At 37.0% G+C, this 26,429-nt stretch carries 25 protein-coding genes; 20 read left to right on the top strand and 5 right to left on the bottom strand.

The window, feature by feature from the left end; translation table 11 throughout:
- Nucleotides 1–80 precede the first annotated feature (80 nt).
- The 7 genes from QO008_RS03585 to QO008_RS03555 are packed head-to-tail and all read left to right on the top strand — an operon-like array spanning nt 81 to nt 8,698.
- Nucleotides 81–302 carry a helix-turn-helix domain-containing protein gene (locus tag QO008_RS03585; RefSeq protein ID WP_307384488.1) on the top strand — a complete coding sequence of 74 codons (222 nt, stop codon included), beginning with the start codon at nt 81–83 and terminating at the stop codon, nt 300–302.
- Complete coding sequence (locus QO008_RS03580; RefSeq protein ID WP_307384486.1) at nt 299–1,321, top strand: DNA adenine methylase; 1,023 nt, start codon at nt 299–301, stop codon at nt 1,319–1,321. Before QO008_RS03585 ends, QO008_RS03580 begins: the two co-directional genes overlap by 4 nt.
- Nucleotides 1,322–1,323: 2 nt before the next feature.
- Entirely contained in the window at nt 1,324–2,172 is an 849-nt protein-coding gene (locus QO008_RS03575; RefSeq protein WP_307384483.1) for a DNA adenine methylase, read from the top strand.
- 8 nt (nt 2,173–2,180) lie between these two features.
- Nucleotides 2,181–3,950, top strand: coding sequence for a restriction endonuclease FokI C-terminal domain-containing protein (locus QO008_RS03570; RefSeq protein ID WP_307384480.1), 1,770 nt, complete (start codon nt 2,181–2,183; stop codon nt 3,948–3,950).
- Complete coding sequence (locus QO008_RS03565) at nt 3,895–6,138, top strand: sensor histidine kinase (protein WP_307384477.1); 2,244 nt, start codon at nt 3,895–3,897, stop codon at nt 6,136–6,138. The genes QO008_RS03570 and QO008_RS03565 overlap by 56 nt, the downstream gene beginning before the upstream one ends.
- A gap of 3 nt (nt 6,139–6,141) precedes the next feature.
- Entirely contained in the window at nt 6,142–7,422 is a 1,281-nt protein-coding gene (locus QO008_RS03560) for a hypothetical protein (RefSeq protein WP_307384474.1), read from the top strand.
- Nucleotides 7,423–7,456: 34 nt separating this feature from the next.
- Nucleotides 7,457–8,698: a DNA cytosine methyltransferase gene (locus QO008_RS03555; protein WP_307384471.1), complete on the top strand. Its 1,242-nt coding sequence runs from the start codon at nt 7,457–7,459 to the stop codon at nt 8,696–8,698.
- Nucleotides 8,699–9,006: 308 nt separating this feature from the next.
- On the opposite strand, the gene QO008_RS03550 is transcribed toward QO008_RS03555, so the two are convergent.
- From QO008_RS03550 to QO008_RS03540, 3 genes are all read right to left on the bottom strand, one after another.
- On the bottom strand, nt 9,007–9,591 hold the full coding sequence (locus QO008_RS03550) for a hypothetical protein (RefSeq protein ID WP_307384468.1): 585 nt from the start codon (nt 9,589–9,591) through the stop codon (nt 9,007–9,009).
- Nucleotides 9,592–9,798: 207 nt separating this feature from the next.
- Complete coding sequence (locus tag QO008_RS03545) at nt 9,799–10,080, bottom strand: hypothetical protein (protein WP_307384462.1); 282 nt, start codon at nt 10,078–10,080, stop codon at nt 9,799–9,801.
- A 210-nt stretch (nt 10,081–10,290) separates the two neighbouring features.
- Entirely contained in the window at nt 10,291–11,271 is a 981-nt protein-coding gene (locus QO008_RS03540) for a site-specific integrase (protein WP_307384459.1), read from the bottom strand.
- Between the two features lie 610 nt (nt 11,272–11,881).
- Here QO008_RS03540 and QO008_RS03535 point away from each other — a divergent pair.
- From QO008_RS03535 to QO008_RS03515, 5 genes are all read left to right on the top strand, one after another.
- On the top strand, nt 11,882–12,046 hold the full coding sequence (locus QO008_RS03535) for a hypothetical protein (RefSeq protein WP_438362043.1): 165 nt from the start codon (nt 11,882–11,884) through the stop codon (nt 12,044–12,046).
- An 88-nt stretch (nt 12,047–12,134) separates the two neighbouring features.
- Nucleotides 12,135–13,808 (top strand): recombinase family protein, encoded by a 1,674-nt coding sequence (locus QO008_RS03530; RefSeq protein ID WP_307384458.1) that lies wholly within the window; start codon nt 12,135–12,137, stop codon nt 13,806–13,808.
- A gap of 159 nt (nt 13,809–13,967) precedes the next feature.
- Entirely contained in the window at nt 13,968–14,135 is a 168-nt protein-coding gene (locus tag QO008_RS03525) for a hypothetical protein (protein ID WP_307384455.1), read from the top strand.
- Between the two features lie 101 nt (nt 14,136–14,236).
- Nucleotides 14,237–14,482 (top strand): hypothetical protein, encoded by a 246-nt coding sequence (locus QO008_RS03520; protein ID WP_232006471.1) that lies wholly within the window; start codon nt 14,237–14,239, stop codon nt 14,480–14,482.
- A gap of 285 nt (nt 14,483–14,767) precedes the next feature.
- On the top strand, nt 14,768–15,373 hold the full coding sequence (locus tag QO008_RS03515; protein WP_307384451.1) for a CadD family cadmium resistance transporter: 606 nt from the start codon (nt 14,768–14,770) through the stop codon (nt 15,371–15,373).
- A gap of 428 nt (nt 15,374–15,801) precedes the next feature.
- Here the strand turns inward: QO008_RS03515 and QO008_RS03510 are convergent, their stop codons facing one another.
- On the bottom strand, nt 15,802–16,548 hold the full coding sequence (locus tag QO008_RS03510; RefSeq protein ID WP_307384447.1) for a protein adenylyltransferase SelO family protein: 747 nt from the start codon (nt 16,546–16,548) through the stop codon (nt 15,802–15,804).
- Nucleotides 16,549–16,854: 306 nt separating this feature from the next.
- On the opposite strand from QO008_RS03510, the gene QO008_RS03505 reads away from it, so the two are divergent.
- The 8 genes from QO008_RS03505 to QO008_RS03475 all read left to right on the top strand — a co-directional run bounded on the left by QO008_RS03505 (nt 16,855) and on the right by QO008_RS03475 (nt 25,813).
- Nucleotides 16,855–19,845 (top strand): S-layer homology domain-containing protein, encoded by a 2,991-nt coding sequence (locus QO008_RS03505; protein ID WP_307384444.1) that lies wholly within the window; start codon nt 16,855–16,857, stop codon nt 19,843–19,845.
- A 166-nt stretch (nt 19,846–20,011) separates the two neighbouring features.
- Nucleotides 20,012–21,028 (top strand): class I SAM-dependent RNA methyltransferase, encoded by a 1,017-nt coding sequence (locus QO008_RS03500; protein ID WP_307384441.1) that lies wholly within the window; start codon nt 20,012–20,014, stop codon nt 21,026–21,028.
- Complete coding sequence (locus tag QO008_RS03495) at nt 20,923–21,279, top strand: methyltransferase domain-containing protein (RefSeq protein WP_307384684.1); 357 nt, start codon at nt 20,923–20,925, stop codon at nt 21,277–21,279. The genes QO008_RS03500 and QO008_RS03495 overlap by 106 nt, the downstream gene beginning before the upstream one ends.
- Before the next feature lie 354 nt (nt 21,280–21,633).
- Complete coding sequence (lepB, locus tag QO008_RS08050; RefSeq protein ID WP_126466131.1) at nt 21,634–21,903, top strand: signal peptidase I; 270 nt, start codon at nt 21,634–21,636, stop codon at nt 21,901–21,903.
- On the top strand, nt 21,894–22,181 hold the full coding sequence (lepB, locus tag QO008_RS03490; RefSeq protein ID WP_307384438.1) for a signal peptidase I: 288 nt from the start codon (nt 21,894–21,896) through the stop codon (nt 22,179–22,181). Before lepB (QO008_RS08050) ends, lepB (QO008_RS03490) begins: the two co-directional genes overlap by 10 nt.
- Nucleotides 22,182–22,365: 184 nt before the next feature.
- Nucleotides 22,366–23,943, top strand: coding sequence for a ribosomal protection-like ABC-F family protein (gene abc-f / locus QO008_RS03485; protein WP_307384435.1), 1,578 nt, complete (start codon nt 22,366–22,368; stop codon nt 23,941–23,943).
- A gap of 129 nt (nt 23,944–24,072) precedes the next feature.
- Nucleotides 24,073–25,245 carry a chromate efflux transporter gene (gene chrA / locus QO008_RS03480; RefSeq protein WP_126466128.1) on the top strand — a complete coding sequence of 391 codons (1,173 nt, stop codon included), beginning with the start codon at nt 24,073–24,075 and terminating at the stop codon, nt 25,243–25,245.
- Nucleotides 25,246–25,297: 52 nt separating this feature from the next.
- Nucleotides 25,298–25,813 carry a DNA-deoxyinosine glycosylase gene (locus QO008_RS03475; protein ID WP_307384432.1) on the top strand — a complete coding sequence of 172 codons (516 nt, stop codon included), beginning with the start codon at nt 25,298–25,300 and terminating at the stop codon, nt 25,811–25,813.
- 403 nt (nt 25,814–26,216) lie between these two features.
- On the opposite strand, the gene QO008_RS03470 is transcribed toward QO008_RS03475, so the two are convergent.
- Nucleotides 26,217–26,429, bottom strand: a 213-nt coding sequence (locus QO008_RS03470; protein WP_307384430.1) for an integrase core domain-containing protein, incomplete at its 5' end; no start/stop codon positions are given.

Here is a 26,429-nt window from a genome sequence, read left to right as displayed (position 1 = left end):
TAAAGAATCTGTTTTATATGCTATAATTAGGTAGTTAATCTATACATTTAGAAAGGTAAAATATAGAATTGGAGAATGATATGGGATTTTCATATAATAAATTATGGAAGTTATTAATAGATAAAAATATGAAAAAAACAGACTTACAATGTGCAATCGCAACTACACCCAAGACAATAGCAAAAATGGGAAGAGATGAAAATGTAAGTTTAGAAACATTAGGTAAGATCTGTGAGTATTTTCAATGTGATATTGGAGAGATCATTGAATACAGAAGAAAGAATGAAGAGGAAATCAAATGAGATTTATTGGTGGCAAAACGCTGATTATACCATATATATTAGAATTGATTGAAAAAAAGACAAAAAATATTAAAAGTATATCAGATGTGTTTGCTGGTTCAGGAGTAGTTTCTCGTGAATTTAAGAATATGGGATATGATGTTATATCTAACGATTTGATGTATTTTTCTTATGTGCTATTAAGAGGAACAGTTGGGATAAATTCTAAATTAGAATTTCAGAATCTTAATATATCAAATCCAATAGAATATTTAAACAATATTAATTTAGAAAGTATAGATAATAATCTAAAAAATTGCTTTGTTTATCAAAACTACAGTCCCAAAGGTGGAAGAATGTATTTCACAGAAGAAAATGCTTTAAAAGTTGATTTAGTTAGGACTCAAATTGAAAACTGGTATAAGAATTCTCTTATCAATGAAGACGAATATTTTTATTTACTTACATGTCTAATAGAAGCAGTTCCATTTGTAAGCAATATAACTGGTGTATATGGAGCTTATTTAAAGCACTGGGATAAAAGAGCATTAAATAATTTAAAATTAAAAAATGTAGGTTTATCAATTAATAATTCAGTAGGACAATCATATAATGAAGATTCTAATAAGTTAATAGAGAATATAAAAACAGATTTAGCTTACTTTGATCCACCATATAATCAAAGACAGTACTTGCCCAATTATCATGTATTAGAAACAATAGCTAAATATGATAATCCTAGAATAAAAGGAGTAACCGGATTAAGAGATTACTCTGAGCAAAAAAGTGATTATTGCAGAAAAGATTCAGTTTTCAATACTTTTGAAGATTTAATCAAAAAAACTAATTCGAGATATATTATTCTTAGCTATAATACAGAAGGGTTATTATCCCATGATGAAATCATTGGTATTTTAGAAAAATATGGAAAGAAAAGTACTGTGGACTATAAATTTATAGATTATAAAAGATATAAGAACGCACAGACAAATAAAAATAAAAACTTAAAAGAAATCTTATATTTTGTAGAAAAGGAGTAGTTATGAGCGAAAATTATATAAAATCACCATTTAATTACATTGGAAATAAGCATAGATTATTAGCTCAGGTATTGCCTCTATTTCCTCATAATATAGATACTTTTTATGACGTGTTTTGTGGTGGACTAGATGTTTCTGTTAATGTTAAAGCGGACAGGAAAATAGCTAATGATATAAATTATTTTGTAATTGAAATTTTAGAAATGTTTAAAAAGACTGATAGCAAGGAGCTGTTAAGGAATATTGATAATGTAATAAGTAGATTTAATCTATCTAAAGAAGACAAAGAATCATATTATGAATTTAGAGAATATTACAATAAAAATAAAGACCCTCTTTTGCTATATGTTTTGATGTGTTATTCCTTTAATTATCAGTTTAGGTTTAATTCAAATCATGACTATAATAACCCTGCTGGAACTAATAGGAGTAGTTTTAATGAAAATATGAAAAATAGACTTACTTCTTTTAGAGATAAACTTTTCAATATAGAATTTAGCAATAAGAATTTCAAAGAATTTGATTTCTCTAAAATTAAAAGTTCAGACTTTGTATATTGTGATCCGCCTTATAGAAGCTCTGTAGGTTCTTATAATGATGGTAAAAGAGGATTTGAAGGCTGGACTCTTGATGATGATCTAACTTTATTTGAGATATTAGATGAATTAAATGATAGAAAAATTAAATTTGCATTATCAAATGTGTTTTTTAATAATGGATTAGCTAATAAAGAGTTACAAGAGTGGAGTGGAAAATATAAAGTTCACTTGTTAAAGATAAATTACGCAAACAGTAATTATCAACGTAATAAACTAGGCGAAACCAAAGAAGTTTTGATTACAAATTACTAGGAGGAAATATGGCAGAAAGAACATTGGGTTGGATACAAAATCCATCAAGTTTTGAAAATTTAAAAAATGTAGTTTCTGTTTTTGATAAAAACACTGAAATGTATAAGGAAATCTTAAATACTAAACTTCCTAAATTAGTAAAAGATTTAGATTTACAAAATAAACTTATTTCAGAAATGAAAAAAGATCCACTTGAAATGGATTATGTTTTATTAAAAGGTCATGGTATAAAATCAGGTCAGAAAAGAGCCGATGCAGAGTGTAGTGGTATTGTTCAAGCTACCATTACAACACAAGGTGGTAGAGCTTATACAGACGATTGGACTGCAGATGGATTTTTAAGATGGGGAATATCCATAGGACTTCTAGATTATGATACAGAAAATGATACAGTCTCTATAACAAAACTAGGAGAAAAATTTGTAAAATCTAATTCTGAAGATTCAGATAAAGAAATATTAATTTCAGCCTTTTTGTCATACCCACCAGCTGTAAGAATTTTAACTTTACTGGAAAATGGAGACCATTTAACAAAATATGAACTTGGTAAGCAATTAGGAGGACTTGGAGAAGCTGGTTTTACATCAATTCCTCAAGATTTATATATTCAAGCGATAGAACTTGCTTCTGAAACAGATAAAGCAAGTATTCGCTCAAACACAGAAGGGTCAGCTGATAAATATGCAAGAATGATTTCGGGCTGGTTATCTAAGGTTGGTTTAGTTCAAAGAGTTGAAAAAGAAGTTTCAACAAAAATTGGAAATGTTGAATACAAGGTAAATATAGGTCATTCCTTTAGGATTACTTTGAATGGTATAAGAGAACTTAAAAGAGCAAGGGGATTATCATCATATCCAAAGACTGATAAAATTGTTTATTGGCAAATGCTAGCAACCAAGGGTAAAGATAGAGATTATATTAGAAATAGGCGTGGACATATAATTAAAGCTATAAATAAAAGAGAAAGAAATTTAGAAAATATTAAGTCTTATTTATTAGAAAATAATATTGATGAAAGCATTATAACTATAGAAGACGAACTAAAAGTTATTGAAGCAATGGGTCTATCACTTAAACATAGTAGGAATGGCTATGTAATTGATGATAACATTATAAAATTAGAAATACCTAGAACTAAGATATCTAAGACAAATGTACTAGAATTAAAGGATAGAGTAAGAGATAAATTAAGATATGTTGACCACAGATATTTAGCACTAATTGATTTAGCTTATGATGGAACAGCAAATAGAGATTTTGAAATTCAGACAATCGATCTTTTAATTAATGAACTCAAATTTAAGGGCGTGCGTCTTGGAGAAAGCAGGAAACCAGATGGAATTATATCTTATGATATTAATGGCGTAATTATAGATAATAAGGCTTATTCTACTGGATATAATCTACCAATTAATCAAGCAGATGAAATGATAAGATATATCGAAGAAAATCAAACTAGAGATGAAAAAATAAATTCAAATAAATGGTGGGAAAGCTTTGATGAAAAAGTTAAGGATTTCAACTATTTATTTGTATCCTCTTTTTTTAAGGGAAACTTTAAAAATAATTTAAAACATATAGCCAATAGAGCTGGTGTAAGTGGCGGAGCTATAAATGTGGAAAATCTATTGTATTTTGCAGAAGAATTGAAATCGGGAAGGCTATCTTATGTTGATTCATTTACGATGTATGATAATGATGAGATATATGTAGGAGATTTTAGTGACTACAGTTATGTTAAATTTGCTGCAGAAGATCAAAGTGATTATAGAGTTTAGTTATTTATTTGAGGTGATAAAAATGAAGAGTTATTTTGAACCAACTGGAAGACTAATTATGTCTATTGGCAAAGATTTGATTAAAGATTTACCGGCGGCTATTGTCGAATTAGTGAAAAATTCATATGATGCTGATGCAACAAATGTACAAATGATATTTAAAAAAAATAAAGATTCAGTTGAAATAATTGTAAAAGATGATGGTCATGGGATGTCAAAAGACACGGTTCTAGGAGCATGGATGGTACCATCCACTGATTACAAATTAAAAAACAAAACAAGTCCAAAAGGAAGAATATATCAGGGGAGGAAAGGCATAGGACGATATGCTGTTTCCTTATTAGGTAACAAATTAAAATTATCAACTATACATGATGGATTTAAGACTCTTGCTTTTTTTAACTGGAGTGACTTTAATACTAATAAAAAGTTGTCTGATATTCCTGTTGATATTGAAACTGAAAAAACTAATGAAGTATCAGGAACAACTTTGTATATTACAAATGATATTGGGAATGATTTATCTGAAAGGATATCAGATGAAGATACAAAAAAAATTGAAATAGAACTTTCACGACTTTTATACGATAAAACAGATTTCAGTATAGAAGTTTGCTATGAAAATTTTTTTGGTGACACAAGTAAAAACATATGTAAGTTTATAGAGCCAGTTGAATTTTATGATACATGCCATTATAGGCTATTTGGTTGTATTAATGAAGACTTTTCTTATGAATTAAAATATTGTAATTACTATTCAGACAAAGAAAAAATGATTAATGGACAAATTGATATATTTACGAAGGAAGATTTAACAAAATGTGGTAAAATTATGATTGATTATAGGGTTTATGATAAGGATCCACAAGGAATAGAAATAATTACTAACTTCATTAATAATACACATGATGCAAGATACACAAAAACAGACATAAGAAATATTTTAAAGGAACAATCCGGTATAAGTATCTATAGGAATGGTTTTAGAATCAGACCATATGGAGACCAAGGATATGATTGGTTAAACTTAGACGCTCAGCGTGTTCAAAATCCTACTTTGTCAATAGGTTCAGAACAGATTAATGGGCGAATCAGCATTGAAGATGAAGAAAAGTCTGGGTTAAAAGAAAAAAGTGCAAGAGATGGACTTTATGAAAATGATAGTTATTGGACATTACAAAAAATTGCTAATTTTGCATTAAGCATTTTAGAAAAAGAAAGATTTAAGTATAGGCGAGATAAAAAGCCTAAAAAGAAAGATAAACCCTTGGAAAAACTGTTTGATTTTAGCAATGTAAAGTTAAATGTAGAGAAATCAATTGAAAAAACAAGAAAAGAATTGAAGAAAAGTCCAGAGAAGCAAGAAGAAATTTTTAAAGTATTAAATAAAGAAGTAAGCCAAGAAATTATAAATTTAGAAAAAGAAAAAGAAGAAGATTTTTTAGAAGTAAAAGAATCGATTGCTATTTATCAAAAACACACTACTCTAGGGAATGTCATTAGTGTAGTTTTACATGAGGGCAGAAAGCCTTTATCTTGGTATACTAATAAAATTCCATCAATAGAGGAGTATTTAAAAAATTCATATCAAAGTGATGAGTTAGGAAAATATAGCTATGAAAAACTATCGAAAGATATGCAAAAATTAAGTGCAGAAGCGAAAAGACTAAGTGTGTTTTTTAATCGCTTAGATCCGCTTTCATCTAATAAGAGAGGAAGACGTAAAAAAACAAGCTTGAATAATATAATCAAGAATGTATTAGAACTTTTCCAAGAAGTATCAGACGAGCAAGGAATTAAAATGAAATTTGCATCATCTGATGAATTCTACATTAATATAATACAAGAAGATTTATATATGGCTTTAACAAATATTATTGAAAACGCAATATTTTGGGTTAAGTATACAGATGAAGATACTATGAATATTGATGTTTCAATTTTTGATAAAGATGATAAAGTATTTATTGAAATATCAGATAATGGAATAGGAGTTTCAACTGATGATTTAGTAGATGATATTATTTTTACTCCTGGATATTCTGCTAAAAAAAGAGTCATTGAAGATAACGGTACTGGACTAGGATTAGCTATAGCAGGAGAAGCTGTTCAAAGGAATAATGGTAAATTGGAAGTAATTGATGCAACCAACGGAGCTTGCTTTCGAATAACATTGGATAGGAGCTAAGATATGGACGATTTTAAGATATTACTGGTAGATGATGATTATGAACAAAGAGAACAATTGCAGGAAACTATTGACAATTATAATAAAAAGTTATTTATAGAAGAGCTTAGAAATAGAAGTGTTATCGACGATGAAAAATATATTTCTAAGTTGATGATGCTTGAAAACAAAGATGCGGTATATAAAAAACTACAAGAAGATGGTAAAATAAGTGATGAATTTGATATATTAAATAAAATTGAAATTTCTTTTGAAGTTGCCACGACACCTGAAGAAGCTGCCATTGCACTGTTTCAGAATAATTTTGAGGCTGTTATAGTAGATTTAATGCTAGTACCGCAAAAAGATACAGGAAAAGATGATGAACAAATATCAGGTAATATTTTATTAAAGAATATTATTGATAGAGAAATTATTCCAATTATTGTAAGAACTGGTTTTAGCCAAAAAATCAGTGAATATGTTGATACAAATATTATAAAAGTTCAGTCAAAAGATGAAAGCTCATTTGAAGATGTAATAAGTGAATTAATTAATTACTATGAAGACTCTATTTTCCGTTTGCTAGGATCTAGAGGTAAAGTAAATAATAATATAAAAGAATTTTTTTGGGAAATTATACCAGAGTGTTTCACTAATAAAAAAGAAGAATTAATGGAACTGAATAAAGAAACGCAAGAATTTGTATTGATTCGTTATATCTCTAGTTGGTTAAGTAACAGATTTATGTTCAATGAAAAATATTTAGATGTCGAACCTATAGAAATGTATATGTTCCCAAACCCTATCACACAGGTTTGCAGTTGTGATATTTATGAAGATTGTGATACCAAACAAAAGTTTTTAGTATTGACTCCAGCGTGTGACTTGGCAAATTCAAAAACAAATGAGATTCTTTTTGCTAAAATTAAAAAGTATGATGAAGTTCAAGACTTTAGTGATATATTAGAAAAATGCTTAAATAAAGACGGGAATGAAATATCTAATAAGAACAAAAATAAGATTGCACAATGGTCAAGAAACTCTGATCAAAGATCTATGAGGTATCATTTCTTACCTAAAGTTAGTTTTTTTGAGGGTGGATTTATTGATTTTCGTTCTTTGATAACTTTAGAGTATGATTATGAAAAGAATCAGTTTAAGGATAGAAATTTAAAAAAATTAGGAGTTATTACAGACGTTTTTAAAAGAGATATAATTGCAAGATTTAGTTCTTATTATCATAGGCAAGGACAACCATCATTTAACACAGAGAGTATCTTAAATAAACTATTGGAAGACTAATTAACATTATATATATTTAGAAAGGAGGTTGACAATGAAAATCATTGATATTTTTTCAGGTGGTGGAGGATTAAGTGAGGGATTTAGAATAGATGAATTCCAGTTTATTTGCCATATTGAAAAAGAAGCATCTGCATGCTCCACTCTTAAGTTAAGAAATATCTATTATTATTTAAAGGAACTTGATAATTTAGAGTTATATAACAAATATTTAAAGAAAGAAATAAATTTTCAAGAACTCATTGAAGTTATCCCTAACTATATTTTAGAAGATGTGTTGAACTTGGAGATTAATGAAGAAACTATTTTAGATATTTTCGATTTTATAGATAAAAGTCTCAATGGAGAACTTTTGGATGGCATCATTGGAGGGCCTCCATGTCAAGCTTATTCTACAATTGGAAGGTTTAATAATAAGCATAAAAAAGAAACAGATGAAAGAATTTATTTATATGAATATTATGTTCAGTTTTTAGATAAGTATAAACCAAAGTTCTTTGTGTTTGAAAATGTTAAAGGATTGCTTTCGTTTAAAGATTATAAAGATAATCCTTTGCTACCAATGATTATAGAAGCATTTGATTCAGCGGGCTATGAAGTTAGATATGAAATTATAAATGCTGAAGATTATGGAGTTTGTCAAAGACGAGAGAGACTGTTTTTAGTAGGTTTTAGAAAAAATATTAAAGTAAAGAAAAATTTCTTCGAGATATTAAAAACCTATCAATCTAAGGCACCTACAATAAAAGAATTATTTTCTGATTTGCCGAACTTAAAAGCAGGTGAGTTTAAAAATGAATATTCGAAATCTATTGATGAATCTGAAGTCTCTCAAGAATATCGAGATGCTTTGACGGATGTATTAACACAGCATATTAGTAGGTCAAATAACGAGAATGATTTAAAAATTTATAAATTAGTTTCGGATGCGAAGAAAGAAGGATTAAATCTAAAATATAACGAACTACCAGAAGAGTTAATTACACATACAAATACTAAATCTTTTTTAGACAGATACAAGGCTATTGATAGTAATTCAGTCTCACATACAGTTGTCGCTCATATTTCAAAAGATGGGCATTACTATATACATCCAGATAGCTCCCAAAATAGATCTATAAGTGTAAGAGAGGCAGCGAGAATACAAGGTTTTCCAGATAATTATTATTTTGAATCTTCTAGGACATCTGCCTTTATTCAAATTGGAAATGCCGTGCCACCAAAGCTATCAAAAAATTTAGCAGCTACAATTTTAAAGACTTTAGAAATTGATTAGAGTCTACCTCTCCACCTCTTTCCCATAATAATTTTCATAGTTTTTCAATGCTCACCAAGATTAAAAGATAGCTCTTTATTCGAAGAATACTCTTGCATAAGGGTGTTCTTTTTTATTGTAAAGTATGAAGATTTTATAGTATTTAAATTTAGTTCAATTCGAAATTAATGTATTTCCTAACGGTATTCCTTGATAAGTTAAATTTCCTAGCAGTTTTAGATATATTACCACTTTCACTATAATATTTTTTGACATCTGAAATTAATTTTTCTTTTTCTTCTCTTTTTTGTTTAGCTATAGTCTCTTTTTCAGTATAAGGTTTGAGACATGACATAAACTGACTTTCTTCTTCTGAAATATCTAACCATTCCATGATTTTTTTTGTTTGATAATTTCTTGTATTTAGAAGATACATTCCTTTTAGCACTCCTCCATTTTGACTCTATATACCTCTCTTTTTCGAATCCTCCTCCAATTAAACTTCCGATTTCATATAAAATATCTTTAGATAGGTCTCCATTAATAATTGTCCAAGCTGCTTGAATCATTATTTTATCTCTACGACCAACAAGTGTATAATTTTCTTTCCTTATCTTAATTAATGTTTTATAATCAGCAATTCTTTTTAAGCTTAGTTTTTCAATGTTTGCTTTATGGACATAATTGTTATTATTTGTATCTTTCTCTGGCTTTAATTCATTTATCCACAAGCCGAGATAATATCTAGGAAAATCGTTAATATCTATTAGAGTACCCCTTGCTTTAGCTGATTTATTATAGGATAAGGGTAATCTTATAATTTGTAATATATTAGATCCAACGTTTTTATCTAAATCAATGTTTTTTAATGCATAGACATCTGCATCTTTTAATTCAGAGATTTTTTCATACAAGCTTTCTTTTATATATGCTGCACAATCCTGGTACAAACTAATCTGTTGTTCTTTTTTTATTTTGTCTTTATAAAAATATACGGGTTCTATTAAATAAAACAGATGTAACCCTCTACCTGAATTAAGTATTATATGAGGGCAAAGGACATCATCAAAGACATTAAATGTTTTTAATGCGTTATAAACTTGCTCTGCTTTTTCATGGCTTCATTCAGAAGATCTGCAGTAATCTAGGTCAACAACAATGTAAGAAACACGCTTTATAGTATCTAAATCAATAATTGCTTTGTTTGTTGTGTTATTAAATGAAGGGAATCTTTCAGCAACTGAAATATAAATATTTTTTCTGTTATAATATTGAAGTTTTTCAAGCTCTATAAATTTAACTGCATGCTTTCTACTTTTTATCCTCATGTATACAATTCTTTTCTCATTATTCTTTGGATAAAGAAGATCTAAAAGTTTATCTCTAATTTCATTATCTGACATAAAACGCTCCTTTTAATTTCTTAAAAGGTATATGTCAGATAATTTTTAAAACTTCGTTTTTATTAGATATCTTTAATGAAACATAGGTGGTAAAAAAATCCCCTATTACAGGGGTACTTTACTGATGCCTTAGCAACATACTTATGTTATAGTAAGTTTACTTTAAACTACTATTTATAAACTTATATTTTATATTTACATCTATTTATTTTAGTACAGATAAGATTGAGCGATTACATCAATACGATTATGTCCTAAGTATTTGCTGGTTATTAACATAGCTTTTCGATCTAATATTTCTCCAGCTCTATCATTTCTCATGATGTATCTTTCTCCGCCTTCTGAAATTAAACCACCAGGTATTTTATCTATTGGTCTTGCATAATGATTATAAATTCTCTTGGCGTATACAGCTCGGTAGTGGTGGTTGTCATAATGAGAAGGTAATTTTGGTGCTATTTTAAGTTCTCCAGCTTCTTTAAAAATATTTATTATCTCATCTGTTTCTTCTTTATCTTTGCCCATGATTAAAGCTAAGCGTTTTTTCCCACCCTTTCCTTGTCTAACTTTTACATAATATTTCCCGTTGATTTCTTTTAAATCAACCCCTCTTACAACTTCCATTTCTTTTTTTCTTAATCCTGTAGAGCTTGTTATTTTAGAAAATTTTCTTTCTAGCTCTTCTGATATGTGTTTATCTCTATTAGCTTCATATCGACTTCTTTTGATTGATTTTCTTGTCCTTGGTGGTGTCGCTATGAAGTTTGTAGATGATGTTCTTAAAACCTTTGCTATAGCTGATTTGGCTGTGCTAATTGAGTAAGCAGATAAGCCTTGATTAGTTAAGTTTTTCAGATATTCATTTACATGTTCTGTTTTAACTTGTTGTATTTTCTTTATTTCAGGATAATTTTCTTTTAAAAATTCTGCAAATTTATAACATTGTTTTTTGTATGTCTTATAAGTTGTAACGCTATAAATTTTATTGTTTGAAGTAGCTGATGAATCGTGCTTATCATCATTTCTTGATGTACTCATACCATCATTTAACATTCTTGTTAATCTACCATAAATCTGATTTTTTAAAATATATTTCTGCTTTCTTTTATCCCATTTTTTAGTTTTTTTCTTTTCTTCATCTATTATTCCAAATGCTTTGTTAAAAGCTTCGTTTGTGATATTAAATGACATAAAATGCTCCTTTCGAATATTAACTATCTTTTTAAAATTAAAGCTCTTAAAAAAGAATTTAGAGCCTTGTTTGCTACTCTAATTGTTAAGACTAAGCTTTTTATACTACCGAGTCCGTAGAAGCTTCTAAGTTGTCTAATCTAAGACAAAACACATTTTTTAAAGAGCTTGGCTTGCTCTAAAGTACATATTTCTAGATTGATAGCTTGGTTTGCTATTAATTTTGTAAGAGTGTAGAGGCACTCTTACATTTTTTACCTGCTTAAAATTTTTGCTCTATAAATCTTTTTTATTTTTTTCCTTACTCCATATTTTGCAACTTCCTTTCTTTGTTTCCTCATTTTTTATCACTTCCTTTTTTGTTTTCTCCATGCCATCAATTTTCTATCTATAATTTGTCAGAAAGGGTCCATAATAACAAAAGAGTTTAAAAACTTATCCTTGATAAATACCATAAATCTGTTTATACGTCCATAAATGGAGCGTATAAACAGATTTTTTGTGAGTAAAATAAATTAATAGTATTTTTTTGGAAATTAGATTATTAGGTAAGTTCTAAAAAAATTTCTGACATATACAAGTTGAAATTAAAATATCGGAGGATTCTAACTTGGATAATATGTCAAATAAAAATAATCAATTAGATTCTTTGGCTGTGCTTCTTCAAGAATTAATAGAAAAGTATGTAGATCAAATAGACTTTGAAAAATTGGAAGTACCGCCAAGACTTTCAGAAAAAAATAAAAATGAGGATAATATTAATTCGTCGGATTAGGCTACTGCATTGACTTTTATATTAAGACTTATGTAAAATATAGGTATAACTATAACGTGAAAATATGTCCAAACTAAAGGCGGGAAAAATGAAAAAGAAAAAAGCGTATGTATATACAAGAGTGTCAACATCTATCCAAATTGATGGTTACTCACTTGATGCTCAGGAAGAAAGAATAAAACAGTATGCAAAAGCTTATGATATAGAAATAATAAAAACCTATAAAGATGCTGGAAAATCAGGAACATCTATTTCAGGTAGAAATGAATTTATAGCTATGCTTAATGATATAGCAGCTGAAAAAGATAAAGTTGATTATGTAATGGTTTTTAAATTATCTAGATTTGGAAGAAATGCGGCGGATGTGTTGCAGTCATTACAAGTCATGGAAAATCATAATGTAAATCTGATTTGTGTTGATGATAGTTTAGATAGTTCTAAAGATTCTGGAAAACTTGTTATAACAATTCTTTCAGCAGTAGCAGAAATGGAACGTGAAAATATACTTTCTCAAACTATGGAAGGTCGAAAACAAAAGGCTAGAGAAGGTAAATGGAATGGTGGTTTTGCTCCAATTGGCTATTCCTTAGATAATGGAGAATTAGTTGTTAATGAAGATGAAGCTAAAGCAGTAAGGATGATTTTTGATTTATATGCTAATTCAGATATGGGAGCCAATGGAGTATCTAAGTATTTAGTTTCTTTAGGTATTAATAAACCTATAAGACAAAATGGCAAAAATCCATATTTTTCAGCTAGTTTAATAAGACAAATATTGGACAATCCTGTATATAATGGGAAAATTGCATATGGAAGAAGAAAAACGATTAAAGATAAAAATACTGGTAAAATTAAATTAGAAAAATCTGATCATTATATTATAGCTCAAGGAAATCATGAACCTTTAATTGACGATGAGTTATGGAATACAGTTCAGGAAAAAAGAAAATATCAAGCTAAAAAGTATGAGAAGATAAATAGAGGAAAAGGTGAGAGAGTTCATATCTTATCAAATCTAATAAAATGTCCATATTGTAGTGCTGGTTTATATGGAAATAAAAGCCGTAAGCGTAATAAAAACAAAGAAGGAGAGCATTACAAAGATTATTACTATTACGGTTGTAAACATAGACTAATGATGAATGGACATAAATGTACTTTTAATAAACAAATTAGAGCTGAATTAATTGAAAAAGAAGTTGAAACAATAATTACTCAAATAGTTAGTAATCCTACTTTTGCCAAAAAAATTGAAGAAAAAATCAATATTCAAATAGATACAAAAGAAATTGATGAAGTTATTAATAAGCGCTTAGCGAAGATTAGGCAATTAACAGGTACAAAAGCATCACTAATTAATCAAATAGACTCTTTAAATTTTGAAGATAAACATTATGATAGAAAATATACTGATTTAAATCTCAGACTTGATGCAATATATGATCAGTTAGAATATGCAGAAATGCAGTTAAATGATAGCAGAAAAAGGAAAGAGGCGATCCTTGAAGAAAAAATAACTTCTGATAATATTTATAAAATCCTTGTTAATTTTAATAGCCTTTATACAGTCCTTTCAGATATCGACAAGAAGAGATTGCTCAATGAATTGATAGAAGAAATTCAGATTTATGATGAAAAACCTAAAAATGGAACTTGGATAAAATCGGTTGTTTTCAAGCTTCCGCTCATAGATTATGACATTGACTTTAGTTTGGACAATAAAGACAATGTCGAGACTGTAGTATTGATGTCAAGAAAATGAGATAAGAGGTTATAAGACTGTTGAAACAAGTGGCTTTTAGGATTTAAAAAATCTTAAAAGCCATTTTTCCATTTAAAAAATACCTTGTGGGAACAGTTTGAGTGTAGATTATAACAGAGTATGTTGGCACTATAGATGTTTTAGGGGGGAGTGAACAGGATGAACCAGGACTTGACAAGTGAAATAATCAGTAAAATATTAGATATCGCAGCTTTTATGAAAGCTGAAGATTACATAAAAATGCCAGAGAAGGTAAACATTGAAGTCTTTGTAAGTCTATCAGATAAAGAAAGAGATATCTATGAGACCTTAAAAAAGTTTTGGTAGTTAGTATTAAGGATAAGTATATAGATGCAGTTAATGCTGCAACCTTTTCTAATAAGTTACTTCAAATGGCATACAGTTTTGTTTAAGATGAAGATAAAGATATGATTCGTATCCATGATATTAAACTTGATGCTTTAGAAGATTTAATAGAAGGTGCCAATGGAAAACCTGTTCTGATAGCTTATTGGTATAAGTCATATTTAAGAAGAATAAAAGATAAATTTGATGTAAGAGAACTTAAAACAAATGAAGACTTTAAAGAATGGAATCAAGGTAAAATTCCTGTACCCATTACCCATCCAGAATCTGCAGGTCATGGACTTAATCTACAAGATGGAAATGATTAGTACACAGTTCAGAAAAGAGTGAATGAGATGATTAAATATTAGATAAATAATGTTTGGTATATCTAATTTTATATAATTTCAATCTCTATAGTTTGCGTGGATATCTATCAGCATACTTGACAAAATCCGACTATTTTAGTATACTTTAGCTAATATTAAAAGAAAAGGTGGGAAAATTGTGAAGTTATTTCTTCAATTGTCTCCTTTGGCAACTGCCAAGGCACAATGTGTTTGCAGTCAATTTTTGATTGGTTATAAAAATTAAACATTTTGAAAGGAGAAATAATGGAAACAATAGTATCCGCTTTATTAGTTTTTGTCTCTACATCAATTGACTACTTAGTTGTTTTGACTATTTTATTCGCCAGTCAAGGCAAGGAAGGTTTGAAATCAATTTATGCAGGACAGTATTTAGGTACAGGACTGCTTGTTCTGGTTAGTCTTATTGCCGCTTACTTTTTAAATTTTATTCCACAAGATTGGATTATCGGACTCCTTGGTCTAATTCCACTAGGTCTTGGTATAAAAGCAATTTTTGTGGATGAAGATATTGATGAGGAAGACATCGAGGGAAAGATTACCGGAGATGGATCAAAAATTTTAGCATTTACAAGTTTAACAGTGGCAATGGGTGGAGATAATTTAGGAATTTATATTCCCTATTTTACAGGAAAGAGTTTGATTGAGATTGGTATAACTTTAGTTATATTTGCGTTAGGAATTTTGATACTATGCAAATTATCTCACAATCTCGCCTCAATTTCTGCTATCGGAGAGATCGTAGAAAAGTACGAAAAAATAATTGTACCAGTCGTGTTTATTGGACTCGGTCTCTATATATTGATTGAAAATGGAACGATTAATTATCTCATTTCCCTAATTGCAAGTTAATAATCTATTTTTATATTTTAGACCTATTAAGGGAAATCTTTAGTAGGTCTTTTTTATTTACATTAAATTCTCATATCTGTCCCTAGGGGTATGAAAAGCAATAATTGTGTAGGATGTTAAAAGTAAATGTTAAATTCTTACCTGTGATATGGCAGGTAAATTATGCGAATAGAAAGACTGAACAAGAAAGAAGAAGTTATATTTTAAGAATACTCAAAAGACTATGTATTAGCAAAACCAAAAATAATAAATAAATTTCGATAAATCTCGTCTACTATATTTATGGTATTTTAGATATACAAGTAATAACTATATATTATAAGTAAATTTAGATATAGGGATAATATAAAACATAAAAAATATACTTATGGATATATTCCCACATACGAGGCTTTTGAGAAATATTAAATTTTATTCATACTGACCACTCAAGCCATATTGTCCGTATTCATGACGCCGTGAACAAAACCCAAAGTCATCCATTGGGCGATGAGGCGGCCCTGGCGCTCGGCGACCCGACATAAAAAGTCGTAGGCTTTGTCGGGAGAGTCGGCGAGATCGGGATCGTGCCTGTGGATGGCGTAATCCAAAAGGGCTTCCACATCGCCGCCCTCCATATTCGCAATCCATTCGAAAGTGCCCACCCGCAAATGGCTCGAGGCCACCCGGGTCAAAATGGCGCCCTCCTCCTCGCTGCTCCGATAGACGGGTTGACCCGTCTTCACCACGGCGAGGGCACGGGTCGTGGGAACGCCCAAAGCGTACATGGCCTCGCTCATAATATATTCGCGGATCATGGGCCCGAGAGAGGCACGTCCGTCGCCGCCACGGGAAAACTCCGTGCGGCCGGCGCCCTTCAGCTGAATATCTCGCCGCTCGCCCTCGGGCGTAATCTGCTCGCCGATTAAAATGGCGCGGCCGTCGCCTAAAATCGCCGGGTAGCCGAATTGGTGGCCCATATAGGCCATGGCGATGGACGATGCCCCCTCCGGCACCTTATTACCGCTCAAAACATCTAAACCCTCCTCTGAGAAAATCTCATCGGGATTTAAGCCGAGCTCCTCGGCAAGAGAGGGATTGGTTATAAAAAAAGAAGGCTGCGCTACCGACGTCGGATTCACCTTGCGGAAAAAAGCACTAGGCAGCCTTTCGTAAGAATTTTCAAAATTAAACATAATATCACCATGAAGTACTTACCCGGAAAGAATGCTTGCTACCCATCGAGACATAAATCGAGATATAAATAGAGGCGACACTTAGAGTCATGCTGCAGACGAAAAGATTTTTGGTGTCTATTGAATTGATTGCACTATAATCATTGATTATCAAATTAAACAAAAATATAATTAAATATGGTATAATAATTATATAAAATAAAACTTGGCGTGAGTTGAAAAATGATCATTGGCGAAGGTAATGCCTTACGCCAGCAGTTTGTGTTGCAGTGATTTGTAGAGAGGAATATAACAGGAGGTAAAAAAATGAACTCAGGTAGAAAAAGACAGTTCAAGGTTTTAGCAGCTATGCTTCTCGCCTTTTTCATCGCTTTTTCGGGGAGCTCAAAGCAGACTTTTGCCGCGAGTTTAGGAGAGGAAGAAAAGGCTATTACCCTTTTTAAAGAGAGAGAAAAAATTGGTGACTACGACACCATAAATCAAGTTACTGACCAAATGTACGAACTTACGAAAGATGGGTCAAAACCTAATTTTGTCGTCCAAGTAAATAAGGATATTGAACTGACCGAATACAGTCAGTTCGGCCGGCCCTACGGCGAAGTTACCCTTACGAGCAAGGACCCGAAAAATCCGAGCACCATTAAAGCGAATGTTCAGGATCATCATATGATGCTCGGCGTAGTCAACGGAGCGCACTTAACCGTAGAAAATATTATTATCGACGGCAATCATGAAAAGCGCCTTTTTTGGGTGGAATCTACTGAAGGACGCCCTGCCGAGCTGACGATCAATGACGGCGCCGTCTTGCAAAATGGCAAGGTGGAAGCAAGTGATGAAACCAAACCAGGCGGCGCTATTTTCTGTCAAAAAGTAGGTGATGTCACCATCAACGGCGGCATCATAAAAGACAACGAAGCCTTTGATTACGGCGGCGCCATTGGCTATATCGGCAAGGGAACCTTGACCATCAACGGCGGAGAGATTTCCGGCAATAAAGTTCAACCTGACGGAAACGGTGGTGGAATTTATTTACAAGGAAAGGGTAAAATTACCGGTGGAAAAATATCCGATAACTCGGCCCAAAATGGCGGCGGGATCACTACCGGAAAGAATGCAAACTTGGAAATCACCGGCGGCGAAATCAGTGGAAACATCGCGAAGAATGTCGGCGGTGGAATTTACTGTGCAAGTAACTCGGTTGTGAAGTTTACCGGCGGTAAAATATCTAAGAATCAAGGGAAATTTGGCGGCGGTGTAGGAGTAACATTAAACGGTAAATTCGTCATGGAAGGTCGCGGCACTATCTCAGAAAATGTAGCACCTTCTTCAGGAGGAGGAATATACCTTTGGGGAAAAACACCTGCATGTGATCTTAAATCCGGAACCATTAAAAAAAACCAAGCTAAAACCGGAGGAGGCATCCGTGTCAACTCAAATAATACAAATATAGGCGGCGTCATTATTCAAGAGAATGAAGCAGCCTATTATGGCGGCGGCATCTATCTTACCTCGCCGAATGCGACAATAAGCGACGTCGTGATTCAAGAGAACGTCGCAAACTTTGGCGGCGGGATTTATTCCAAATTACCTGCTGATGAAGCTCTCACCATCGACGGCGCGAAATTGTATAAGAACGAAGCAAGATCCGGAGGCGGGGTGTGCTTGCCGAGCGGCGGAACGTTGAATTTCAACAATTCTGAATTTAATGAAAACAAAGCCTATTATGGCGGCGGCATTTGGACGAGCATGCCCATGACCGTTAAAGGAACAACCTTTACAGGTAATGAGGCCGTTAAATCCGATGAACCTGTAGATTCCGAAGGCAATCCTGAAAACTTAGGTCATGGCGGCGCTATTTATGTAAATACCAGATTGGCCAAAGACGGCGTCGTCACCGTAGACAACTGCACATTCACCAAGAACAAGGCGGACAAATCCGGCGGTGCTATTTCCGTGGACGAAACTCATGGCCTGCTTAAGGTCGTCAACAACACGGTCTTTGACGGCAACCAAGCCACCGGCAAATCAGGTCACGGCGGTGCCATTTATAGTAATCTTCACGCTTACATGCCGGAATACGACGACGGCTCCACAGGCGATTTGGTACAACCGCCCACGGCAGAGTATTATTACTACAACATCAACACGGATAAAACGACGGTCTTTAAAAACAATAAGGCCTTCCAAACCTTTACACCGCCCAGCACAAAGGATGACTTTGTGAAACTGCTGTACACATCCACATCTCACCCGGGCACGAAATACGACCATCCCTTGAACAACGACGATGTGAATTTAATCGTGTTCAAGAATGTGATCTTCCACAAGAATTATGAAACGGAAAATCCGATTCACGACGCGTTCCTCGTACTGGAAAAGAGCAAATTAGGGGAAGATTTCCCCAAGGATCCCGTTAGAGAAGGCTATAAATTCAAGGGATGGAATACGCAAAAAGACGGGAAGGGAACAGGCTTTACCGCCGACACCGTCATAGAAGACGACATCACCCTCTACGCTCAATGGGAAGCCGATCCTAAAAAACCGGATACTCCTGACAACCCTGAAAAGCCGATTGTTCCTAAAAAACCGAAAGATTGGATCGATTTGACGCCGGTGGATACGCCTTTACTAAACAGGCGAGATCATGCACAATACATGATCGGATACAAGGACGAAACCTTTAAACCGGACAATCCCATGTCCCGTCAGGAGGTTACGGTCATGTTCTCCCGACTTTTAAACGAGCGTCCGCAAAAAGGCGTGATTTACAGTCGAGATTACAAAGACATTCCCGACGATCTTTGGTCCGTAACGGCCATCAGCTACATGAGCAAGCTGGGCATGGTAAAGGGCTATCCCGACGGAAACTTTATGCCCCGTGCCGATATTACGCGCGCTGAATTTGCCGCCATGGCTACGCGCTTTGCCAATATTACGGAAGGAAGCAAAACCTTTACCGACGTACCCAAGGACCACTGGGCATACGATGTGATTCAAAAGGCCGCCGAAGCCGGATGGATTTCAGGTTACCCCGACGGGAGCTTTAAGCCCGACCAACCCATTACCCGCGCGGAAGTGGTATCGATCACGAATCGCATGCTGAATCGCTACGCCGATGAGGCATATGTCGACACTCATCAAAACGAGACGATACCCTATAAAGACATGATGAAGGGTATGTGGTCTTATTATCCCGTGGTCGAAGCTACCAACGGTCACGGCTACGAGCGCAAAGCTGGTGTTAATGAGGAAACATGGTTTGAAATCAACGACACGACCTTTGTCTACGACAAGTAAAGATTTGTAAACAAAAAAGCTACCGTTCACTCGGTAGCTTTTTGCATGGTGTCCTTTCGAAAGGGGGAAATCGTCATGGTATAATATGAGCAATAGAAAAGGAGGCAGTATGGCTAAGAAATATAGAGAAGGCTAGATTGTAGAGCGTCATTTTCCGAATCGTTCCGTGGTGAAAACGGAAGACGGCACGGAGATTCATGTAAAGGGCGGCTTGCCCGGGAAAAAAGTGGGCGTGCGCATTACCCGCAATCGGGCCCATAATAAAAAGGGCAAGATCCTGGAAACTTTGGCGCCCTCTCCCATGGAGACCGCTCTCGACTGCCCTCACGCTCCCATTTGCGGCGGTTGTATGTACCAGACCATAAGCTATGAGCAGGAGTCGGCACTTAAAAAGAAAATGCTCGAGGATCTTTACGGCCGGGAGGTGCCCTATACCATGGCGCCTCAAACCTACCATTACCGCAACAAAATGGAATACACCTTCGGCGACGAGGAAAAGGGCGGTCCTTTAACTCTAGGTCTGCATCATAAGAGGGGTTTTTACGACATCGTCTCCACTACGGGATGCCTCTTGGTGCCCGAGGACATGGAAACCATCCGCGCCGAAGTGGAAGCTTATTTCCGCAAACTGAACACCCCGTTTTATCATCGCATGCGCCACGAAGGCACTTTGCGTTATCTCGTGGTGCGCCACGCTCGCGCTACGGATTCTTACTTGGTGAACTTAGTGACCTCGTCGGATCCCATCGATGAAGAAGCATTTGTAGAGCTTCTGCAAAATTTGGACCTTAAGGGCACCGTGGCGAGTATTTACTACACGATATCAGATGATTGGGCTGACGCCATTAAGCCGGAGAAAATCGTCCACCTGGCGGGGAACGAGTATTTAGAAGAGCGTCTGTTGGATTTGAATTTTCAAATCGCGCCCTTTTCCTTCTTCCAGCCCAATCCCGATACGGCGACCTTGATCTATGAAAAAGCTCGCGCTCTGGCAGGACGGGAAAAAGGCGTGGTCTACGATTTATATTCGGAACGGGGACCATCGGTCAGATCCTGGCCCAAGAGGCGAAGGAAGTCATCGGCATCGAAATCGTGGAATCCGCCGTGGAAGACGCCAATCGGGCCGCCAAGGCCAACGGCATCGAAAACGCCCGCTTCCTTGCAGGAGATGTGTTGGAGCTGATCGATACGCTTACCACGCGCCCCGATCTCCTCGTCGTGGATTCGCCTCGCGACGGCATACACCCCAAAGCCATCGAAAAACTCAAACAACTCGACGCCCCCCGCATCCTCTACATCAGCTGCAACCCCGTCACCCAAAAGCGCGACATCGACATCTTCGCCGCGGCGGGTTATGCCGTCGAACACCTGGAGGCCGTCGACCAGTTTCCGCGCACCGTACACGCCGAAGCGATAGCATTGTTGGCGAAATAGGGGGAAAACAGTGGGGTTCGTGTAAAGTCTATCCAAGAGTGCGAACGAAGTGAATGTGATGGAACAAGCGACTGTGAGAGACGATAGTATTGATGTCAAGGAAAATAAGATGGTAAGCTAAAAAAGGTAATATGACAAACTAAGAGAAGGAATTTATTGAGTTAAGGAAAATAATTGAACAACTTGAAAATGATAATATACTAAGGTTCTAATGACCTCTGTTAGTCTACACATTTCTTGACAGTTAAAAATAAAGAAAGCTATATTACAAATGGGTTTGACTTTATAACATGCTTTATGTAGATTGATATATAATAAATATCAAATATCTATAGCAGGGAGGCTAAAAATAAAATGTTTCATATCACTAAAAATACCAATAAAGCAAGAAATATAAGGGAGTGGGTTTTGAGTATAGGAGTAGCTTTCTTGTTGGCCCTATTTATAAGAACTTTTATTTTTCAGACTTCTTATGTTGAAGGAAGTTCCATGTATCCCACCTTTGAAGACGGGGACTTATTAATAGTCAACAAATATGAGAATATCATCAACCCCCAAAAATACACCAGGGGAGATATTATAATTTTTTCTCCCCCAATAAAAAATAATAAAAAATGTATATAAAAAGAGTTATAGGTTTGCTAGGCGACAAGATAAGTATAGAAGGAGGTAAGATATACATTAATGGTGAACTTTTAAATGAACCATACATAGAAAATGGTTTATACACTGACCCAATTTATTCAGCTAAGCCGCATACCATTTTGGAAGGTGAACTTTTTGTAGTTGGCGATAATAGGTATCCTGGAGAAAGTGTTGACAGTAGGACTTTTGGAGAAGTTCCTTTTAAGAATGTAGTGGGTAAAGTCAGCTATAGAATTTTTCCCTTAACAAAAATATGACAGTTTAATTAATATAGCTACAAAGATGGGACATAATCATTACGTCCCATAAATAAGGCCACACTACTATATTAGTTCCTTTTTTTTCGAGTGGTCGATAGGAAGAAGGAGGTGTGAAATGATTCTAAATCCAATACCGACAGGCGCATAAAGAGGCGAAGTCCTCTGGCAGAATGGAGGATATATGATACGAATCGATCATCTTGTGAAAACCATAGGCACACAAACCATCCTACAAATCGACCATTTGACAATCGACGAAAACCGGCGCATCGGTCTGATCGGAGACAATGGCGCCGGCAAGACCACCTTCTTAAAGCTGCTCGCCGGCCGGGACGACGACTTTGCCGGCGAAATACAAGCGACGCTTCCGGTGTTGTACATGCCCGCCGTGGGAAAAGGCGACGGGTCCCGAACGAACACACGCGATCCCCGGAGCCCCGGCCAGCGACAAAGGGCGCGGCTCGAGGAATTTTTGGCACAAAATGACACATTTTTGCTTATCGACGAACCCACATCGCATTTGGACATCCGCCAAATTCAGGCCCTCGAAGAGAGTCTGTGCCGACGAGAGGGCGGCTATATGGTGGTTTCCCACGACCGGGACTTTATTGAACGCACCTGTGACTGTATCTTCGAACTCGACGATACGACCGTCGAAGTCTACAATGGCGGGTACCGATTTTATGTAGAAGAAAGGGAGAGGCGCAAAAAGTTTGCACAGCGGGAATACAACAACTATGTAAAAGAAAAGAAGCGGCTACTGGGCGTCGGCGAGCGACTCAAAAAGCAGTCCGGTAGGGTGCGGTCTACGCCCAAGCGCATGGGAAATTCCGAGGCGCGCCTCCACAAAATGGGCGGGCAGGGCAACAAGAAAAAGCTGGACCGACAGGTAAAATCGGTTCAATCCAGAATCGAGCACTTGGAGAAAAAGGAAAAGCCGAAAGAGGCAGCCGAGATTCGCTTGTCGGCGCCCGCATCGGAAAAAATCCACAGCAAAATTCTGATCCGCGCAGAGCATTTGAACAAGCAGTTCGAAGACTGCGTCCTCTTTCAAGATGCCGAATTTACCATAGAAAACGGCACCAAAGCCGCCTTGTTGGGCGACAACGGCGCGGGCAAGACCACCTTGGTAAGCATGATCCTGCGCGGGGAAGGGACATGGGTACATCCGAAACTGAAAATCGGCTATTACAGCCAAATGGGGGAAATTCTTACGGAAGAGGAAAGCATACTCGACAACGTCGTGCCCACCTCGATATACGACGAGAGCATGACGCGGATCGTCTTGGCGCGCCTGGGACTCGAAGGCGCCGATGTGCACAAAACCGTAGAGCGTTTGAGCGACGGCGAGCAGGCAAAGACAAAACTCGCAAAGCTCATGACTTCGGAGTTTCATTTTCTGATACTCGACGAGCCGACCAACTTTTTGGACATTGCGACCATAGAGGCGCTGGAACAGCTGTTGATCGCCTACGACCGCCCGCTTCTTATGATCACCCACGACGTTTCGTTTATCGACGCCGTGGCCGATGCGCTGCTTCTTATAGAAGACCGAAAGATCCGCGCGTTTCAAGGAAATTTCAGCGACTATCGCCATCGATCCGATCGAAAGGCATCGGAGGACGAAGAAAGGATGCGGATCGATTTTCGGCTGAGTGCCATCAACGCCGCCCTCTCTTCGAACCCGCCGAAGGGGGAGCGCGAAGAACTGGAGCGAGAATTTCAAGAATTGTTACAACGCAAAAGAGAACGCTCCTAATGCATCGTACAAACGGCCCCGCTGAGGGGCTGTTTTTGTTGAATGCGCGCTTTGTAGGCGTGTATTCCCACAAAAGGGGTATGCTTTACAGGAAGGCCCATTCTACAAACCAACGGCAAAGGAGAAGCAATGAAAGCGGTCAAGTGGAGCACGTTTTTGAAAGATGTGTTTATCTGCGCCTTAGGGTCCTACGGCGGTCCCGAGGCGCATTACGGCGTATTTTCGTCGCGATTGGTAGAGCAAAAGAAATACATCACCGAGGAAGAACTCACCGAAATGATCGGATTGTTTGCCCTGGTGCCGGGTCCCGGTAGCACGCAGACCATCACCGCGGTGGGCTATTATATGGGCGGGCCGATCTTGGCGCTTCTCACCTTCTTGGTATGGGCGCTGCCGGCGATCCTCATTATGGGCGGCGTCGGCGTGTTCTTTACCCATATCGACGGAAGCGGCGACCTGAAGCCCCTCCTCACCTATCTGCCCGCGGTGGCGGTGGCCTTTATCGTATATGCCGCCGTCACCCTGTCGCGAAAGGTGCTCAAAACCCGGCGCGACTTCGCGCTCTTTGCCGTGATGCTCGCCTTAAGTCTCCTTTTGGTGGGCCGATCCATGTGGGTCGTGCCCCTTCTTTTGATCGCGGGCGGTCTCGCCATCTTGTGGGAATACCGCAAAGAGGGCGCGGGCGAGCGCATTCGCTACCGGCCCAAGTGGTGGATTTTGGCGGCGGTGGTAGCCATCGCCCTCGTCAATGAGGTGCTGCGGGCGCAGGTCCAATCGCCCTGGGTTATGCTCTACACCTCCTTTTATCGCTACGGCTATTCCGTCATCGGCGGCGGACAAATCGTCATCCCCCTTATGATTCAAGATTTGGTGCATTCTCAATCCGCCATCTCGCTGGCGGACTTCCTTTCGGGCTATGCCATCGACCAAGCGGTGCCCGGGCCGCTGTTTAGCTTTGCCGCCTTTGTATCCGCCCGCGCCATGGAAGGGAGCGACTTCGCCTTCTTGGCGGGACTTTTGGGCGGCTTCGGCATCTTCTTGCCGGGCATCCTACTCGTGTTCTTCATCTTCCCCCTGTGGCGCGCCCTCCGAGAACTCACCCGCGTACGCCACTTCCTAGAAGGCGTAAGCATCACCGCCGCGAGCCTCATCGCCATGACCGCCATCACCCAAATCGCCGCCCTTCCCGTAAAAATCGACCTCTATCTCGCCGTCGTCGCGAGTGCCGCCTTGCTATTTTCCAAAAAAGTGCCCGCGCCCCTGATCGTCCTCGGTGCCCTTTTGGCGGGCATAATACTATGAACATTTATATAGATATATAATAGAAGAAAGATTTTAAGTACAGGAGTAAAACATGGCCAAATCCACAGAAAACAGACACGAAACCATCGTTCATCCTTTGGAACCCTTGTATCGCGAGGATTCAAAAATCCTCATCCTCGGCTCCTTCCCCTCGGTAAAAACGCGGGAATACGGATTCTTCTACGGCCATCCTCAAAACCGGTTCTGGCCGCTGATGGAGGCACTCTTCTACGAGCGACTCAGCACAGAAATCGCCGAGCGGCGCGCATTCTTGCTCGCGCACCATATCGCCGTCTTCGATTCCATATACCAATGCGACATCATCGGCTCGGGAGATGCGAGCATCAAAAACGTCGTGCCGTCCGATCTAAAACCGATCTTCGAGACCGCCGACATCCGCCGGGTATTTTGTAACGGCGCAACATCGTACAAATATTACAAAAAATACCATGCCGACAAAAGCGGCATCCCCGGCGTAAAACTCCCCTCTACCAGCCCCGCCAATGCGCGGTATCGACTGGATGACCTGGAGAAAGCGTGGAGCGCGATACGCGCGTATGTGGAGTAGCGGGGAAGGGCGTGTCCGGAGCAAAAGAGATCGTCGCGCGTTTCTGCATCGGCATCGTCGCTTACCCTTTTCTAGCGAAAGAGATCCTTCGATGCGGGGCTGTCGCCCCTTGCTCAGGATGACAATGGGGGCGGTAATGCGTTCCGGCACGGGCTATTGCGAAACCCTAACTTTGTCACCCTGAGCGGAGCGCAGCGGAGTCGAACGGATCTTCGTAAGCTATTGCGGGTCGAAGGTTTGCGCGATGCCTATTGCGTGTATTGTTGCCTGTAAAGAAAAAGTCAAACGTCGCGCGTTTCTGCATCGGCATCGTCGCTTACCCTTTTCTAGCGAAAGAGATCCTTCGACGCGGGGCTGTCGCCCCTTTAATTGGTACAATGTTTTGGACAAACTTTTCCAACTTTTAGTGACGTTCATTCCATTCTTCCATCGGCGTCTTGTATCCAATCGAGGAGTGGGGACGTAGATGATTGTAGTAATAAAAGTAATAATCGAACATCATATCCACTTGGTTTTTGGTGAAGGCGGATATCTTTCCCATCTCCACTTTCATCGTCTGCCAAAAGGTCTCAATAAAGATGTTATCAGCGGGCCGATGCGGCCGGGACATAGAATG

Source organism: Aedoeadaptatus ivorii, assembly GCF_030815095.1.
Lineage (GTDB): Bacteria > Bacillota > Clostridia > Tissierellales > Peptoniphilaceae > Aedoeadaptatus > Aedoeadaptatus ivorii.
The sequence above is the reverse complement of the archived record's forward strand: the minus strand, read 5'-3'. Positions and strand labels throughout refer to the sequence as shown.